Origin of the sequence: Neoroseomonas terrae, assembly GCF_018129025.1 — a bacterium.
Taxonomy (GTDB): Bacteria; Pseudomonadota; Alphaproteobacteria; order Acetobacterales; family Acetobacteraceae; genus Neoroseomonas; species Neoroseomonas terrae.
Genome location: NZ_JAAEDI010000046.1, coordinates 1 through 16,549 on the forward strand (window position 1 = coordinate 1; position 16,549 = coordinate 16,549).

Here is a 16,549-nt window from a genome sequence, read left to right on the forward strand (position 1 = left end):
GCCCTCCGCGCCCCCGGTGCAGCCCGTACAGCGGACGCGGGCAGCCGGCCCCGGCGCGCAGCGCGTGGATGCCGGCGGGCGGATCGACATCCACGTCAACCAGGACGGGCAGGTGACCCGCGTTGAAGGGCGGCCGAACGATCGCCGCATCAGCTATGACGCCACGGGCGGCACCGCCCCTTACATGGGTGCGCCAGCATGAGCGGCTTTGTCACCACCGCCATCTCGGGCCTGCTGGGCCAGCTCCGCCCCGCGTCGTTCCGCGGCATTCCGTTCGGGGTGCGCGGCGGCGGCAAGGCGCTCGGCCGCCGCATCGTCACGCATCGCTTTCCGCTGCGCGACACGGTCACGCATGAGGATATGGGGCGCCTTGAGCGGAGCTTCACGGTCGAAGCGTTCCTGGTCGGCGCCGATCTGATCACCCGCCTCAAGCGCCTGGAAGCGGCCCTGGAGACACAGGGGGCGGGGCGCCTGGTGCATCCGCACTACGGGTCGCTTGATGTGGTCGTGACGGCCGCCAAGGTGGCCTGGTCCGAAGCGCGCGACCTGGCGCAGATCAGCATCACCTGCGAACAGTACGACCCGCCGGCGCCGCAGCCGGCCGGCCAGGTGAACAGCGGATCGCTGGTCGATCGCCTGGGCCTTTCGTCCATTGCGGCGCTGGTGGATGAGTATTCCAGCCTGCTGACCCTGGACGGGTTGCAGGACTTCGTGACCAGCCAGCTCGGCGCGCAGCTCGGCGGCCTCGGCATCGGCATCGGCGACATCGCCGCCGTCTATGGCTTCGCGCAGCAAGTGCGCAGCGCCGTGGCCGGCCTGCTCTCCTGGATCGACACGGGCAGCGACCCCGGCACTTCTGCCGCCGTCGTCACGGAAGCCATCGCCGCGCTGGGCGTGGCAAGCGTCGCGGGCAGCACGCCGGACGCCCTTCTGCGCGTTGCGGCGGCCGGCGTGCCGGCGCCTGCCATCGCGAGCGACACGCCGAGTAAGCGCGCCGCGCTGTCCAACGCGCAGGCGCTGGACATGCTGGTGCGCGGCACGGCGGCGGCCGAGGCGGCGCGGAGCGCGGCCGTCGTGGACTTCAGCAGCCGCGATTCAGCACTGGCGTACCGCGACCAGGTAACCGCCGCGATTGACGATGCCGCCGACCTGGCCGGCGCCATGGGGTGGGATGCGAGCTGGCGCGGCCTGATGGACCTTCGGGCCGCCACGGTCACGCACATCACGCGAACCGCCGCGCCGCTCCCGCGCGTCACCAGCGCGACGCCGGCGGAAACCACGTCGTCGCTGCTGCTGGCCTACCAGATCGACGGGAACACGCTGGTGACGCTGGAGGACCGGGCCGCCGACATCGTCCGGCGGAACCGCGTGGCGCATCCCGGCTTCCTGCCGGGCGGTGCGGCGCTGGAGGTGCTGACCGATGGCTGAGGTGTCGTGGTGGAACGCCCGGCCGCCGCGCGAACCCAACATGCGCGTGGTGCTAACGGTCAACGGAACGGAATGGTCGGGCTGGACGGAGCTGGAGATCATGCGGTCGATCGAGCGCGTCGCCGGCGGCTTCGCGCTCGGCCTGACGGATCGCTGGGTTGGCCAGGCGGAGCGCCGGCCGATCAGGCCCGGCGAATCCTGCACGGTCGCGGTTGACGGCGAAGTGCTGATCACCGGTTGGATTGACGATGTCGAGCCATCCTACGACCACCAAGAGCGCAACTTGCTGGTGCGGGGTCGCGACCGCACCGGTGACCTGTTCGATTGCGCGGCGGTCCACCGGCCGTTTGAAATGCTCGGCCTCAAGCTGGACGCCATCGCGCAGCGGCTTTGCCAGCCGTTCAACATCCCCGTAACCGCGCAGGTGGACATGGGGCGACCCTTCGGCCGCTTTGCGATCCAGCCGGGCGAGACGGTGTGGGAGGCGATCGAGCGCGGTTGCCGCCAGCGCGCCGTGCTGCCCATGCCGGACGGCAAAGGCGGGCTGCTGCTGACCCGCGCCGGTGAAGCGGGTGCCGCAGCCGCGCCGCTCCGCCTCGGCGGTGATGGCGGGAACATCCTCGCCGGCCAGATGACGCTGTCAGCAAAGGAGCTGTTCAGCGAGTACGTCGTGATGGGGCAGCAGGCATCCAGCAGCGCCATGGACATCTTCGCGCCTGGCGCCAGCGATCGACCCGAACGCCCGGCGTCGTCACCATCGGCGCGCCTCCGCGACCCCGCCGTCACGCGATATCGGCCGACCATCGTGCTGGCGGAGATGCAGGGCACCGGCCTGACGCTTGCGCAGCGCGCGGAATGGCAGCGGGCTGTGGCCGTGGGCAAGGCCGTGCGCGGCAACTACACGGTGCAGGACTGGCGCGCGGGCGAAAAGCACTGGCAGCCCAACACGCTGGTGCGCATCACCGACCGCTTCGCCGGGTTTGATGATGTCGAGCTGATCATCGCCGCAACAAGGATGCGGTTGACGGAAGCCGGCACCTTGACCGAAATCGAAGTGACGCATCGCGACGCTTACCGCCTGATCCCGGAAGGCGCCGAAGGAGCGGAGGGCGGAAGTGCTTCCTCCCTCCACTGGACCGCGCCTTGGGCTACCCCCCAAAGGGATGGTCGATCTTAACCGCACTCTTGGCCCGGTCTATCGCCGCATCATGCTGATGGTCGGCCGTGGCGTGTTGTCGCGCACGGATGACGGCCGCGGCACGCAGCGCATGCAAGTCACGCTGTTGGATGGCGAGACGCGCGATGCCGCGGATCGCATCCAGCCATACGGCCTCACGTCGCACGCGCCGGCCGGCTCGCACGTCGTGGTGCTGAATGTCGGCGGGCAGCGCGATCATCCCATCATCATCGGCGCCGACAATCCGGATGCCCGGCCGACGAACCTTGCCGCCGGCGAAGTCATGGTTTGGTCCGGCCACGGCCAGCGCGTTCATCTGCGCGAAGACGGTGGCCTGGTGATCACCACCACCGAGGGCCACCGCCTGGAGATGAAGCCCGGCGGCGATGCCGAGATCGAGTGCCAGGCGCTGACCATCAAGGCGGCCACCAAGGTCCGCATGGAAACGCCGCTGGTGGAGCTGACGGGCGCGGTCGCCTCGGCCGAGGGCATGGCGGGGCTGACCGTCCAGACGCCGGCGCTGAACGTGACGGGCGAAGTGCAGGACCGCGCGGGCGCCGGCGGCATGACGATGCACGGCATGCGCGCGGACTACAACGCGCACCACCACGGCGGGGCGGGGCCGACGCCCCCGATGGCGCCATGATCGCGCTTGGCTGGGACAACGACGCGCAGGGCGGGTTCATCCCGTTCGATGCCGGCTTCGTGGACGATCAGGGCCTCGGCACATGCGTGTTGATCAGCCTGTTTACCGACCGTCGCGCGACCGCGGATGACGGCCTGCCGCCGGCGGAGCGGCGCGGCTGGGTGGGCGACATGCTGGCGGAGGTGGAAGGCGACCGCATCGGCAGCCGCCTGTGGCTGCTGAAGCGCGAGAAGCAAACGGAAGAGACGCGGGCGCGGGCGGAGGAGTACGCCGCCGAGGCGCTGGCCTGGCTGCTGAATGACGGCCTGGTTGCGGCGATCGAGCTTGAGGCGGCGTGGGTGCGGCCGTCCGTGCTGGGCCTGCGCGTGACCCTGGATGGCGGCGCCACGGTGCCGCCGATCGTCACCACCCTGACGGTGGCGTGACATGCCCTATGAGCGCCCCACGCCTGCCGAGCTTCGCGACCGCGTCGCCGCTGAATTCGATGTGCTGTTCGTTGGCGCCGATCCGCGCCGGCGCCGATCGGTCGAAGGCGTGATGACGCGCGTGCTGGCGCTGGTCAGCCACGAAATGCACGGCCACATCGGTTGGGCGGCGCGGCAGATGCACATCGCCACCTGCGACCTGGACGCGGTGCCGGAACGCGCGGCCGTGTGGGGCATCACGCGGAATGACGCTGTCGCGGCATGGGGGCCGCTGACCATGTCGGGGACGCAGGGTGTTGTGATTCCGGCCGGGGCCGAGCTGCGCCGGGCGGATAACGCCATCTATGCTGTGGTGGCGGATACCGCCATTGGGGTAGGCGGCACCGCTGTCGGGCAGGTGCGCGCCGTGACGCCCGGCGCCGCCGGCAATGCGGCGGCGGGAACGGCGCTGGCGCTGATCGAGCCGATCGCAGGCGTTCAAAGCAATGCCGTGGTGGCCGCGGGCGGCCTTGGCGGCGGGCTGGATATCGAAGGGCTGGGAAGCCTGCGCGCTCGCGCGCTCCAGCGCATTCAGCAGCCGCCGGCCGGCGGCGCGACGCACGACTATGAAGCGTGGGTGAAGGCCGCTGTCGGTGAAACCCGCGTTTGGGTGCGGCCCTACACCCCGGCGCCGGGCTGGGTGTCCGTCATGTTCCTGATGCCGGATGGCTCGATTCCCAGCTCGGGCACGGTTGCGGATGTGGCGGCAGCAATCGAGGCGCGCCGGCCGGTGACCGCCACCGGCGTGCAGGTGGTGGCGCCGGTCGCGCACCTGGTGCCTTTCACCATCGCCCTGACGCCCGACACGCTGGTCACCCGCATGGCGGTGGAAGCGGAGATTGACGACCTGTTCCGTCGCGAGGCGGTGCCGGGCGGAACGCTGCCATTGAGCCGCATCGCCGCCGCCATTTCGGCCGCCGCCGGCGAGGACAGCCACGTCATGTCTTCGCCATCCGGGGCCATCGTGTCGGCGCCTGGCCAGATCGCGCGGCGGGGAGCCATGACATGGCTTTGATGGCGCGCGGGCTGGACGCCTACGCGGCGTCCGTGTTGCAGCACTTCCCGCAGGGCGACGCTTGGCCGCGAGAGCCGGGCACCGCGCTGCACCGCCTGGCGCAGCTCTTTGGCGGTGAGCTGGCGCACGTCGATCAGCGCGTTCTGGACATGGTGACCGAAGCGGACCCGCGCCGCGCTGCGGAGCTGTTGGAGGAATGGGAGGCCGAGCTTGGCCTTCCCGATGAATGCAGCGCCGGCGTCACGCTGCTGGAGGCGCGGCGCGCGGCCGTCGTCGCGCGCCTGACGGAGCTGCGCAGCCCGACGCCGGCGGCCTTCGTATCGCTGGCGGCGACGCTGGGTGTTGATGCCTCGATCATCGAGCATCGCGCGCACACCACCGAGCACGACACGGAAGGCGCGATCACTGACGAACCCTGGGCCTATGTCTGGGACATGCTCGCCCCGGAGATCCTGCGGCTGGAGCTGACCACCGAGGACGATACCGAAACGCCGCTGGAGGTGTGGCCAGTCGGCGCCCATGAATGCGCGGTGCGGCGCATGGCGCCCGCGCACACGCTGGTGCGGTTCGGCACCTACAAGGCCGAATGGGATTTCGCCGGTAGTTTGCCGGTGGGTGCAACGCTGCGCCGCGCCAGCCCCGGCGCGCATACGGACTATCGTGGCCGGTTGGTCGGGGAGGTCGCCGATGTGGCGCGGTTCGATTACGACGACGCCCGGACCTATAACGTTGTTCCCAATCCCTGGGGCGACGGCGGGGTTATCGGCGGCGCGCTGCCGACCGATTGGTCATGGAGCGGCGCCGGACTGACGAGCAAGATGCTCGCGAAGGGAATGCTTGCCGATGGCACGCAGCACGTCGAGATAGAGCTGTCCGGCACCGCGACGGCCGCCAATAACGTCAGTGCCCTTTTCGTACCGATCGGACCCGGCGCGCCTGTCCCGATCAACCTCGGCGATGACTACTCGTTTGAAGTCGGCGTTGAAGTGCTCGCGCTGTCCAGCAGCCTCGGCAATCCGCTGGTCGTCCGTCCCTATGTGGGGGGCGCCAGCACCTTTCCGAATGCCGGCCTGACGACGGGGGCGCCTGTCCCGCTGGGGGCGCCGCACGCCCGCTATCGCGCCACCGACAGCATGGACAACGCAGCGTCCTATTGCGCGACCTGCGGGCTGCTTCTCCAGGGGCACACCATCGGCGATGTCGTGCTGGTCAAGGTGCGCATCAGCTTCCCGATCATGTCGCCGGGTACGGGTGTGTATCTCACCGACACGGTCCCGGTGGCGCGCCTCGCCGAGCGCATCAACGGCGTGCCGCAGTACGGCCTCCAGGGGGTCTTGATCGAGGATGCGGCGACGAACCTTCTGCCGAATTCACAAGGCTTCGTGGGCACGACGCTGAGCAATCTTACCGTTACCGATGCGGCGGCTCCGGCGCCCACCGGTGCTCTCGTGGCTTCTTTGCTCGATGAGGGGGTGACGGGCGTCGTTGCGCACACGTCTGTCTGGGAAAACTTCGCGACGACTGCTGGCGCGTTCTATACCGCGTCTTGCTTCTTCCAGGACGTGTCGCGGCGCTTTGTGCAGCTGTCTTTCGGCTCGGCGCAGTTCGGAACCGGGCAGCGCGCCAACTTCGACCTGGTCGCGGGTGCCCTGGGTAGCGTCAGCGGCGGGGCGGCCGCCATAGAGCCATATCCCGGCGGCTGGTATCGCTGCTCCTTCACCGTTGCTGCGACGGGCACAGGCAGCGGATCGGCCTATTGTGCGCTCATCCCCACAGCAACCGCTTCGCGCTCGAACACCTACGCCGGGACCGGGTTGCAACTACGCGCCTGGGGCCGGATGGTCGAGGAAGGGCCAGGAACTTCCTCGTTCGTCGCCACGGCAGGCGCAGCGGCCACGCGTGCCGAGGACCAACTCCACATCGCCGTGCCGGACGGCAACTACGACGTCGCGCTGACCTGCGGCACCGCTGATCCGGCGGGCACCGTCTATTCGGCCTCGGCTACTGCGGTGCTCGGCGAGGGCCTGCGCGTCGTGCTCCCGCCGGCCGCAATCGCCGCCGGCGAGCGTCACCTGAAATCCCTGTCACTGCGGAGGACTGCGTAATGCAGCTCGTCACCCGATCGACGGCGGTGCCCGTCATGCCGCAGCCGCCGGCGTCGCCCGGCTCGCCGGGATGGTTCGCACGGCCGGACCCTGTGGGTGGCGTGCCGGCAACGGTGCCGGGGTACGAGTGGTACAATGGTATTCAAGGCGAGCTGTACTCGTTCCTTGTAGCGGCCGGCATCACCCCGGACGCCGCGAACGTCGCGCAGGTGCTGGAGGCGGCATGCAGGCTGTTCGCGCAGGGGCGCATGCAAGCCTTCACGGCCAACGGCACCTTCGTTGTGCCGGCCGGGGTCTATCGCATCAGGTGCCGCGTCTGGGGCGGCGGTGGGGCGGGGGCCAGCAGCAGCAGCGGCAACTATCCGGGCGGTGGCGGCGGGTCGGGTGGATATGGCGAGGGCGTCTACAACGTGACGCCCGGCAGCAGCATCACGGTGACCCGCGGCGCCGGCGGGGTCGGCGGCAATGGCGGCAGCTCGTCGTTCGGCTCACTGCTCACGGCGAGCGGCGGCCAGTTCGGTGTGCCCGGCTCGGCGGGCGGCGTCGGCGCCGGCGGCGCGGGCGGCGCGGTGTCCGGCGCGCAGATCTCGGTGCCCGGCGCCAACGGTTCCGGCGGCATCTACTACGGCGCGGCTGGCGGCACGGTCGAGGGCGGCAACGGCGGCGCCGCATACGGCAGTTCCCCGGTGCGCGGCGTCGGTGTGGCGGCGAGCAGCCTAAACGGCAATCCTGGCACGTATCCGGGCGGTGGCGGATCGGGCGGCACCGGCGCCTCGGGCAGCGGTGCCGGCGCGGCCGGCCTCGTCGTGGTGGAGTGGTGAGCATGACGGTCTATGCGCGCGTCGCCGGCGGCCTAGTCGCCGAGCTGGTGGAGATCGAGGCCGAGGGGCCACCGCTGGCCGAGCTGTTCCACCCGGATTTTGTGGCGACGATGGTGGCGTTGCCGGAAGGCAGCGAGGTCGCCGAGGGCTGGACGTGGGATGGCGAGGCGTTCGCGCCGCCGCCACCGCCCGAGCCGGTCGCTCCGGTCGTGCCTGCCACGATATCCCGCCGGCAGATGCTGCTGGCGCTGGTGGCGGGTGAGGTCATCACTGCCGCGGAGGCATGGGAAGCTGCCACCGTCGGCGCCGTACCCGCGGCGATCGACGCGGTGTTCGCGGCGCTGCCGGATGCGGACGCTCTGGCCGCACGGATCACCTTCGCGACGATGATCGAGGTGGAACGCGCCCATCCCCTGATTGGCGCCATGATCGCGGCGGAGCTGGTGACGGAAGCCGAGGCGGACAGCCTGTTCGTGCTGGCCGCGACGCTGTGATTGCCCTTCCGCCGAAAGGCGGGGGCTCGGCCGCTCGAACGGCCAAGCCGCGAGGGAATCAGCCTCGCACGGAAAACCGCCCCGCCACCTCGGCCGAGGCACGGGTACTATCGAGTGTGAAAGCCCATGGAGTCGAGTCCTGCCCTACTTCCCGCCCGTCCGGCGGCGCCTGTCGCGCCCTGGATTGGCGGCAAGCGTCGCCTCGCCACGCGCATCATCGAGCGCCTTGCCGCCATTCCCCACGCCACCTATGTCGAGCCCTTCGTGGGCCAGGGCGGCGTGTTCTTCCGACGGCCGTTCAAGGCGCGGGCGGAGGTCATCAACGACCTGAGCCGCGACGTCTCGACGTTGTTCCGGATCTTGCAGCGGCACTATCCCGAGTTCCTGGGGATGATCCGCTGGCGACTGACCGGCCGGGCCGAGTTCGAGCGCCTGGCGGCTGAGGATCCAGACACCCTGACCGACCTGGAGCGGTCGGCGCGGTTCCTCTACCTCCAGCGCAATGCTTGGGGCGGAAAGGTCAGCGGCCGCAATTTCGGGGTGAAGGTCGACGCCCCCGCCCGATTCGACGTGAACCGTGTCGGCGCCATTCTGGAGGAGGTTCATAGCCGCCTAGCTGGGGTAGTGATCGAGTGCCTGCCCTATGCCGAACTGCTGCGGCGTTACGATCGGCCGGAGACCCTGTTCTACCTGGACCCGCCCTATTGGGGCTCGGAAGGGGACTATGGACCCGGGATGTTCAGCCGGGCCGACTTCGAGCAGCTGGCGGAGCAGCTCCGCGGCCTGCAGGGGCGCTTCCTGCTGTCCATCAACGACCACCCGGAGATCCGCCGCCTGTTCGCCTGGGCGTCAATCGAGACCGTCGAGACCACCTATTCCATCGCCGGCGGGATGCGGGCGAACGGTGGGAAGGCGGCCGAGCTGCTGATCAGGGAGGCCAGTCGGGGAGTTCGTTGATGCCGAGAGCCAGGACCATCAACGCGAATGCTGCGGTGAGCAGCCAGAACGGTATCGTCCGCATGTCGACCACCAGCTCGATCCTGTGGGCGGGCACGGCACGGCTCAACGGAGCGCGTGATAGGGCTTTTCCCGTCGCCAGCGCCAATCAGGAAATCGTGGCGCGCAACGACCTGCTGCGAAGGGGACGGCGGTCGGATTTACTTACTCGGTCGCCGGCGCGGATTGGTCGGCCGAGGCGGCGTGGCGCCCAGTCAGCAGCCGGACTACCGCCATGTGAAAACGACCACCGCCGCCGCGGCGGAGCCCACAGCAACGGCCGCGACGTAGAGCCAGAAGACCCAGCGCTCCATGTGGTCGAGCCTAGCGGATGGCGGGTAACGTCGCGAGCCTTTCGGGTCCGTCGCAACGGCCGTTTTCTGGGTCTGCAACGCAGACAGCGGCTGGCTGCTGCTCTGCCGAGGCGGCTATGCCAAAACGCGCTACAGGTGGTGATCAATGGATGGCGCTTCCTGAGCGAACGTTAGGCGACGCGCGCAACGGGCGAAAAGGCCGGCCGGAAACGATCGTTCGGCGCTCGGTCTATTCCATCTCCGCGTGTCCGAAACCAGCCGTCAATCTGTCCGAAATCGCGCGGCGCGCTACAACAAGTGCGGGTGTCTCGGCACCGCTTCCCGCCTGTCGTGCCCAGCGCCAGGTGGAGGTTTGCAAAGGCCCTTCGGCCTTTGCTGGGGTGGTTTGGAGGGGCAAAGCCCCTCCAACTCCACCGCCACGCCGCACCCCTTCAATCCACGAACTGCGCCAGCCGCACCGCCGTATGCCCGTGGTGCACGAAGGGCGTCGGCATCACCAGCAGGCAGTCATCATGCGGCGTGCGGATCTCCTCCTCCCCGTCCATTGCGATCAGCGTGTTGCGCGCCGCGATCACTTCCCCACCGCGGAATTCCCGCACGAAGGCGAAGGACCGGCTGCGCGCCGTCACGGTTCGCGTAACCCGGGCCATGCGCGGTCGTGGCGGCGTAGGCTCCGCCGGCAGCGGCTGGTCCGTCCGCGCCATCCCGGCATGGCGCAGCGCCTGCGCGGCGGCGCGCTCCATCTGAATGACGGTCGCCGCTTCCCAGTGATGCCCGGCTTCAACGAGCACCCCCGCCGAACTTGTCGCCGGATCGGTGAAGCGTTCGTAGTCGATCATCCGCCGCCCGCCGAGATGCCCCGCATCGGCCACCACGAGCGGCGGCACGCCGATCGCCATGCCGAACTGTCCCGCCTTCTCGGTCTCGCCCGTCAGGATCAGCGCATCGGACGCCCATGGCATCGAATGGAGGTCGACCAGCAGGTCCACTGTGTCGATCACCGGCCGCAGCGCCCGCGCGCGCCGCAGCTCACAGGACCGGCGCGGCCCCTCGAGCACCGCGCGGTCCCACACCCGGTTCATGTCCTCATCGACGTAGCGGGAGGCAGTCGGGTCGTCCCGGTCGAACCGCGCGAAAGCGTCGAGGTTGCAGAAGACCAGGCTCAGTCGCCCGCGCGCCGGGCGAATGCCCGCCTGCAGCCAGCGGTCGAGCACGACGGCGCCCGCAAACTCATTGCCATGCATGATGGCCGTGACGGCGAGGTGCGGGCCGGGCCGCTCCGCCTCGAAGGACCAGACGCCCGGGATGCCGGCATTGCCCGGCAGCCACCGCCGAAGCTCCGGCGGCGGAATCGCCACCTGTGCCGCCGAGGGCACGGCTGCCCATGAGGTCAGCCCGGCCGTTCCGTTCATAACGTAAGGCAACCGCCACACGCGCGCGCCGTGACCGAGCGGTTTGTCACGCGACGGGCGAGGATCGGCGAGCGATGCACGGATACAGTGTATACGGGCAGTTACCTCCGTCCATCCGTGCCCGGCGACCGCCAGGCGGACGGGAGCGGCGCGGAGCACGGTTCCGCGGGGCTGCGCTGCATCGCCGACGAGGCGGCCCTTCCGCCCTGTGATCCAGATCACGAAACCGACAGGGCCGGCAGCTGCCGTGAGCCGCGGTCCCTCGTGGCCGGACCGATCCTCCGCATCGGCGCCCTGCCAGCGCAAGGCGGCGGCCCGGCCCCGTCATGAGCCCTGCCGGCTTCCGGCGCCCCTTTGGGGGGGCCATCCCGCCGATCGTCAGTCGCCGAGCGGCCCGGGCCCGGTCACCGCTGCGACATAGCGATCGACGCTCCGTCGCACCGCCGCCTTGCCACCCTCGGGGATCACGCGGTCCCACCAGGCCCCGTAGACGGCATCGAAATCGAGAGCATCGAGCACCGCGCCCATGCGCGAGACCTCGGCGGCCGGCAGCGGTACCCAGTTCGGGAAGGACCACATGAAGGATACGTGCTGCCGGTCCGGCGCCACCGAGGCGATGTCGCCGGTCAGGATCGACCCTTTGCCAGCCGCCGAGTGCAGGATGGTGCCCCCGGCGTAATGCCCGCCGAGGCGATGCAGGGTGACGCCGGGCAGAACCTCGCGCCGCTCACCATCCCAATAGCGGAGCGCCGGGTCGGGACGCATGACCCAGCGCCGGTCCGCGGCATGCAGCAGCACCGGGCAGTCGAAGGCCTGCGCCCACTCCACCATGCTCGTGTAGTAGTGCGGATGGCTGATTGCGATGGCGGCGATGCCGCCCAGCGCCTTCACGATCGCGACCGTCGCGGGGTCGAGCAGCGCCACGCAGTCCCACAGCACGTTGCCTGCCGGCGTGCGCAGCAGCAGCGCACGCTGCGCGATCGCGAAATCGGGGAACATGCCGAGGCCGAGCATGTCCGGCGCAACCTCCCGGAAGCCGATCACGTGGCGGCGGGCCAGCGCCTCCATCGTCGTCCATTGCTGCCCGGACGCCGGCACCCATTGCCGTGGGTCCTCGCAGATCGCGCAGGAAGCGGGCGGTGCTGCGGATGGCGCATGCTGCGTGCCGCAGGTCGCGCAGATGAAGGCCGTCGCGCTCACCGCCGCTGCTGCCGCTCGGCCGCGACCATCTGCTCGATCTGCGAGGCCGGCAGCGCGCCCGGCACCAGCGTGTCGCCGATGATCAGCGCTGGCGTGCCCTCGATCCGCAGCGAACGCGCCAGCGCGATATTGGCATCGAGCCGCCGCTGGATCGCCGGATCATCCATGTCCCCCCGCAGCCGGCCGTAGTCGAGGCCGACCCGCTCCGCCTCGCTGCGGATCAGCGCGTCGGTCGGTTCCCCCCGCAGGCCCATCAGCGCGTCGTACAACTCGCCGTACTTGCCCTGCCGCTGGGCGGCGAGCAGCGCGCGCGATGCCACGACGGATTGCGGCCCAAGGATCGGAAGGTCCTTCATCACGACGCGGATGCTCCGGTCGCGCTCAAGCAGCGGCTTCATCTCGGCGTGCAGCCGCTTGCAGTAGGGGCAGCGGACGTCGAAGAACTCGACGATCGTCACGTTGCCGCGCGGGTTGCCTCGCACCGGATCGTTGGCGACGCCGAATATCTCCTGCCGATGCGCCTCGATCGCGCCGCGCTGCGCGTCCTCCCGCTCACGCTCCTCGGCCGCCTGGATGGCGCCGAACGCCTCACGCAGGATCGTCGGATCGCGACGCAGCGCATCGCGCATGATGCCGACGATCTCGGCGCGCTGCGCCTCGGTGAAGGACTGCGCCCAGGCGCGACCGCCGAGAATCGTGCCGGCCGCAGCAAACAGGAAGGTCCGTCTCATGCTCAAGCTCCCGACGTCGGCGGTGTCGATATGGGGCGGCGCCATACCATGCGGGAGGCGCGGCGTATGCAGCGGGCTGGCGGCGATCGGAGGGGCGCTGCCCCTCCGAACCACCCCGCCAGGGGGTTGGACCGCCTGGACCGCAATCTGTTGGCGCCGCGCACAAGAGGCACGCCGGCCCCTCCCCGCACGCTTCGTGCGCAGGAGCGGGTTTCGGCGTCGTTCCTGCCGCGTTGCGCGGCGCCAAATGGAGGATTGCAAAGGCCCTTCGGCCTTTGCTGGGGTGGCTTGGAGGGGCAACGCCCCTCCAACCGTATCGGTGCAATCACGCACCCCCAAGCCGCCGACGCGGTAAGGCCTGGACACCGGTCGAGCCCCCGCCGCCGCCCCGCAACCGAGCACGGCGGTTGCCGCTTATGGCGAAGGCGTCTATGGCCCGGCATCTGTGACATCGTCTGATTCAGTCCGGAACCGGCCTGATGGGCCGCGCGACAGGGGAAGTGAGCGTCAGGGGCATGAGCACCAGGACACCGAAGACCATCAGCGCCAACCACGCGTCCCGCCGCGCCGCCGCCTGGCTGCTCGGCGCCGCCGCGCTGCTGTCGGGCTGCTCCTGGTTCGGCGGCAGCAGCACGCCCTCCGTGCCGATGGGCACGCCGGGCCATGTGCGCGGCTTCCTGGGCGGCGCGATCGCCGATGAGCCGCGCGCCGCGCTGGTCTCGCGCGAGATTCTCTCCGCCGGCGGCACGGCGGTGGATGCGGCGATCGCCGGCGCCTTCGCCATGGGCGTGACGCTCCCGTCCCGCGCCGGGCTGGGCGGCGGCGGCGCCTGCCTCGTCTACAATGCGCGCCTGCGCAACGTCATCACGGTCTCCTTCCCCGCCGGACGGCGCGCGGCGCTGCCGCCGGGCACCGACCGCCCGGCCGCCGTGCCGCTGATGGCGCGCGGCCTGTTCCTGATGCACACCCGGGGCGGCCGGCTGCGCTTCGAACAGCTCGTCCGCCCGGCCGAGGACCTTGCCCGCTTCGGCACCGAGGTCAGCGCCGCGCTGTCGGAGGACCTCGCCGTCGTCGCCGCGCCGCTGCTGAACGACCCGCAGTCGCGGCGCGTCTTCGGCGCGCCCGGCGGCGGGCCGCTGCGCGGGGGCGAGCGCCTCGTACAGCTCGACCTCGGCGCGACGCTTGCGCAGCTCCGCTCGGGCGGCGTCGGCGAATTGTACCAGGGCCCGCTGTCGCAGCGGCTCGAGGATGCCTCACTGCTTGCCGGCGGCGGGCTGACGGCGTCGGAACTGCGGGAAACCCTCGCCGAGGTGGTGGAGCCGGTGCGCGTGCCGGTCGGACAGGACGTCGCCTTCTTCCTGCCCGCGGTCGGCGACGGCGCCGCCGGCACCCAGGCCGCCTTCCAGGCGATCCAGGCCGGCAGCGCCCCGCCGAGCGGCGGCGGGCTGTCCGGTGCGAGCGCCGGGCTCGTCACGATGGATGCGGAGGGCAATGCGGTCTCCTGCGCCTTCTCGATGAACAACCTGTTCGGCACGGGGCGCATTGCGGAGGGGACAGGCATCCTGCTCGCCGCCGCGCCAGGGATGGGGTCGGTGCCGGCGGCGCCGCTCGCGGTGACGATGGCGACCAACCGCGAACTGCGCGCCTTCCGCGCCGCGACGGCGGGGACCGGACAGCAGGCGGCCGGAATCGCCGCCGCCACGATGCTGGCCACCGCCTTCGGCCGCCAGCCTCTCGAGAACGGCTTCGCCGCAATCCCGGAACCGGGCCGCGGTCTCGCGATGTCCTGCCCGGCCTATATGCCGGGCGGCAATGCGAGCTGCGTCGCGGCGGCCGATCCGCGCGGCGGAGGCGTCGCGGCCGGCTCCTTCGCGCCATGAAGGTCGGGCGGGCGGGGAATGCCCCGCCCTTCCTGGTGATGGACGTGATCGCGGCGGCCAATGCGCGCGCCGCGAGCCTGCCGCCCGGCGCGCCGGGCATCATCCGCATGGAGGTCGGCCAGCCCGGCACCGGCGCCCCGCGCGGCGCGGCCGAGGCGGCAATCCGTGCCCTGCAGGCCGGCGCGCCGATGGGCTACACGGAGGCCTTCGGCCTGCGCTCCTTGCGCGCCCGCATCGCGCAGCACTATCGCGAGCGCTACGGCGTGGACGTGGACGAAGCGCGGATCGCGGTGACGGTCGGTGCGTCGGGGGCTTTCCCGTTGGCCTTCCTCGCGGCGTTCGACCCGGGCGACCGGGTGGCGATGGCCGCGCCCTTCTACCCGCCCTATGCGAACATCCTGACCGCCCTCGGCATGCAGCCGGTGCTGCTGCCCTGCGACGCATCGACGCGCTTCCAGCCCACCATCGCCATGCTGGAGCGCATGGACCCGCGCCCGCAGGGGCTGATCGTCGCGAGCCCCTGCAACCCGGCCGGAACGATGCTCTCGCCGGAGGAACTGGCCGCCATCGCGCGCTGGTGCCACGCGAACGACGTCCGGCTGGTCAGCGACGAGATCTATCACGGCCTGACCTGGGGCACGGTCGCCGAAAGCACCGCGGCGGGCTTCAGCGACAGCGCCGTGGTGGTGAATTCCTTCTCGAAATACTGGTCGATGACCGGCTGGCGCATCGGCTGGCTGCTGCTGCCGGAGGACCTGGTCCGCCCGGTCGAATGCCTCGCGCAGAACATGTTCATCAGCGCGCCTCACATCGCGCAGGTGGCGGCCGAGGCAGCGATGGACTGCGTGGAGGAGCTGGAGGCGAACAAGGCCGCCTATGCCCGCAGCCGCGCCGCCCTGCTGGAGGGGCTGCCGAAGGCGGGCTTCACCAGCATCGCCGCGGCGGATGGCGCCTTCTACCTGTGGTGCGATGTCGGCCACCTGACCAACGACAGCGCTGCGTTCTGCGCCGAGATGCTGGACAAGGCCGGCATCGCCGCGACCACGGGCCTCGACTTCGACCGCGATCGGGGGTCGCGCTTCCTCCGCTTCTCCTATTGCGGGGCGGAAGCGGAGATGACCGACGTGCCGGCACGGCTCGCGGGTTGGCTGGGGCGCTGACGGGTGCACGCCAGGTAGAACCCCGGAAAGGCGACGCCTTCTCGCGTCTATTCCGCGACGGTCCGGCCTGACCATCCCGATGTCGGAATTGGAGGGGCGCCGCCCCTCCAAGCCACCCCGGCAAAGGCCGAAGGGCCTTTGCAAACCTCATTTTGGCGCCGGGCGACACGGGCAGGACGGACGCCGGAACCCGCCCTTTGCGCACGAAGGATGGCGGAGAGGGCAACAAGCCCGCCATGCCGGGCACCAACAGATTGCGGTCCAGGTGCTCCAAGCACCTGGCGGGGTGGTTTGGAGGGGCGGCGCCCCTCCACTCTTTCATGCGCCGGCCCCACACACCCGCTCACAACCCCCACGCCGCATTGCTGTCCGCCGGTGCCTCGTCCCGCCGCTCGCTCATTCCGTAGTCGCGGATCACGCCGGCCACGCGCAGTCGATACCCGGCAAAGACCCCGCCGCGCCCCGCCGCCTGCGCCCCGCGATGCGCGGCGTGGCAGCGCCAGTTGCGCACCGCCGCCTCATCCTCCCAGAAGGACAGGGACAGCAGCTTCTGCGGATTGGTCAGGCTGCGGAAGCGCTCCACCGCGATGAAGCCGGGCTGTTTCTCCAGCTCCGCCCGCATCGCCGCGGCGATGGTCAGGTAGTCGTCCATCCGCCCCTCGGCCGGCTCCACCTCGAAGATGATGGCGATCATGCTGCCTCCTCC

Annotated in this window: 16 protein-coding genes; 12 read left to right on the plus strand and 4 right to left on the minus strand. The window is 70.5% G+C overall.

Features of this window, described 5'->3' with window-relative positions; translation table 11 throughout:
* From GXW78_RS26885 to GXW78_RS26930, 10 genes are all read left to right on the plus strand, one after another.
* Positions 1-202: hypothetical protein (locus GXW78_RS26885; protein WP_211872005.1), on the plus strand; the 202-nt coding region annotated here is incomplete at its 5' end.
* Positions 199-1,428 carry a DNA circularization protein gene (locus tag GXW78_RS26890; protein WP_211872006.1) on the plus strand — a complete coding sequence of 410 codons (1,230 nt, stop codon included), beginning with the start codon at positions 199-201 and terminating at the stop codon, positions 1,426-1,428. The genes GXW78_RS26885 and GXW78_RS26890, both read left to right, overlap by 4 nt.
* Positions 1,421-2,605 carry a phage baseplate assembly protein gene (locus GXW78_RS26895; protein WP_211872007.1) on the plus strand — a complete coding sequence of 395 codons (1,185 nt, stop codon included), beginning with the start codon at positions 1,421-1,423 and terminating at the stop codon, positions 2,603-2,605. Before GXW78_RS26890 ends, GXW78_RS26895 begins: the two co-directional genes overlap by 8 nt.
* Positions 2,592-3,251, plus strand: a complete 660-nt coding sequence (locus GXW78_RS26900) for a phage baseplate assembly protein V (RefSeq protein ID WP_211872008.1) — start codon at positions 2,592-2,594, stop codon at positions 3,249-3,251. Before GXW78_RS26895 ends, GXW78_RS26900 begins: the two co-directional genes overlap by 14 nt.
* Complete coding sequence (locus tag GXW78_RS26905) at positions 3,248-3,676, plus strand: phage GP46 family protein (protein WP_211872009.1); 429 nt, start codon at positions 3,248-3,250, stop codon at positions 3,674-3,676. The genes GXW78_RS26900 and GXW78_RS26905 overlap by 4 nt, the downstream gene beginning before the upstream one ends.
* A 1-nt stretch (position 3,677) precedes the next feature.
* Positions 3,678-4,730, plus strand: coding sequence for a baseplate J/gp47 family protein (locus GXW78_RS26910; RefSeq protein ID WP_211872010.1), 1,053 nt, complete (start codon positions 3,678-3,680; stop codon positions 4,728-4,730).
* Positions 4,721-6,835 carry a phage head spike fiber domain-containing protein gene (locus GXW78_RS26915; RefSeq protein WP_211872011.1) on the plus strand — a complete coding sequence of 705 codons (2,115 nt, stop codon included), beginning with the start codon at positions 4,721-4,723 and terminating at the stop codon, positions 6,833-6,835. The genes GXW78_RS26910 and GXW78_RS26915 overlap by 10 nt, the downstream gene beginning before the upstream one ends.
* The gene (locus GXW78_RS26920) at positions 6,835-7,656 is read left to right on the plus strand and encodes a glycine-rich domain-containing protein (protein ID WP_211872012.1); all 822 of its coding nucleotides are present in this window, start codon (positions 6,835-6,837) and stop codon (positions 7,654-7,656) included. Before GXW78_RS26915 ends, GXW78_RS26920 begins: the two co-directional genes overlap by 1 nt.
* A gap of 2 nt (positions 7,657-7,658) precedes the next feature.
* The gene (locus GXW78_RS26925; protein ID WP_211872013.1) at positions 7,659-8,150 is read left to right on the plus strand and encodes a hypothetical protein; all 492 of its coding nucleotides are present in this window, start codon (positions 7,659-7,661) and stop codon (positions 8,148-8,150) included.
* 126 nt (positions 8,151-8,276) lie between these two features.
* Entirely contained in the window at positions 8,277-9,107 is an 831-nt protein-coding gene (locus GXW78_RS26930) for a DNA adenine methylase (protein WP_211872014.1), read from the plus strand.
* Positions 9,108-9,891: 784 nt separating this feature from the next.
* Here GXW78_RS26930 and GXW78_RS26935 read toward each other — a convergent pair.
* The 3 genes from GXW78_RS26935 to GXW78_RS26945 form a co-directional block, all read right to left on the minus strand.
* Positions 9,892-10,872: a M14 family metallopeptidase gene (locus tag GXW78_RS26935; protein WP_211872015.1), complete on the minus strand. Its 981-nt coding sequence runs from the start codon at positions 10,870-10,872 to the stop codon at positions 9,892-9,894.
* 378 nt (positions 10,873-11,250) lie between these two features.
* On the minus strand, positions 11,251-12,072 hold the full coding sequence (locus GXW78_RS26940; protein WP_246522677.1) for an MBL fold metallo-hydrolase: 822 nt from the start codon (positions 12,070-12,072) through the stop codon (positions 11,251-11,253).
* Positions 12,069-12,803 carry a DsbA family protein gene (locus GXW78_RS26945; RefSeq protein WP_211872016.1) on the minus strand — a complete coding sequence of 245 codons (735 nt, stop codon included), beginning with the start codon at positions 12,801-12,803 and terminating at the stop codon, positions 12,069-12,071. The genes GXW78_RS26940 and GXW78_RS26945 overlap by 4 nt, the downstream gene beginning before the upstream one ends.
* Positions 12,804-13,318: 515 nt before the next feature.
* Here GXW78_RS26945 and GXW78_RS26950 point away from each other — a divergent pair.
* Both GXW78_RS26950 and GXW78_RS26955 read left to right on the plus strand, forming a co-directional pair.
* The gene (locus GXW78_RS26950) at positions 13,319-14,683 is read left to right on the plus strand and encodes a gamma-glutamyltransferase (RefSeq protein WP_211872017.1); all 1,365 of its coding nucleotides are present in this window, start codon (positions 13,319-13,321) and stop codon (positions 14,681-14,683) included.
* A complete protein-coding gene (locus tag GXW78_RS26955; RefSeq protein ID WP_211872018.1) occupies positions 14,680-15,843 on the plus strand; it encodes a pyridoxal phosphate-dependent aminotransferase in 1,164 nt (387 codons plus the stop codon). The genes GXW78_RS26950 and GXW78_RS26955 overlap by 4 nt, the downstream gene beginning before the upstream one ends.
* Before the next feature lie 343 nt (positions 15,844-16,186).
* Here GXW78_RS26955 and GXW78_RS26960 read toward each other — a convergent pair whose 3' ends face one another.
* Positions 16,187-16,537: an antibiotic biosynthesis monooxygenase family protein gene (locus GXW78_RS26960; protein ID WP_211872019.1), complete on the minus strand. Its 351-nt coding sequence runs from the start codon at positions 16,535-16,537 to the stop codon at positions 16,187-16,189.
* Between the last annotated feature and the right edge of the window lie 12 nt (positions 16,538-16,549).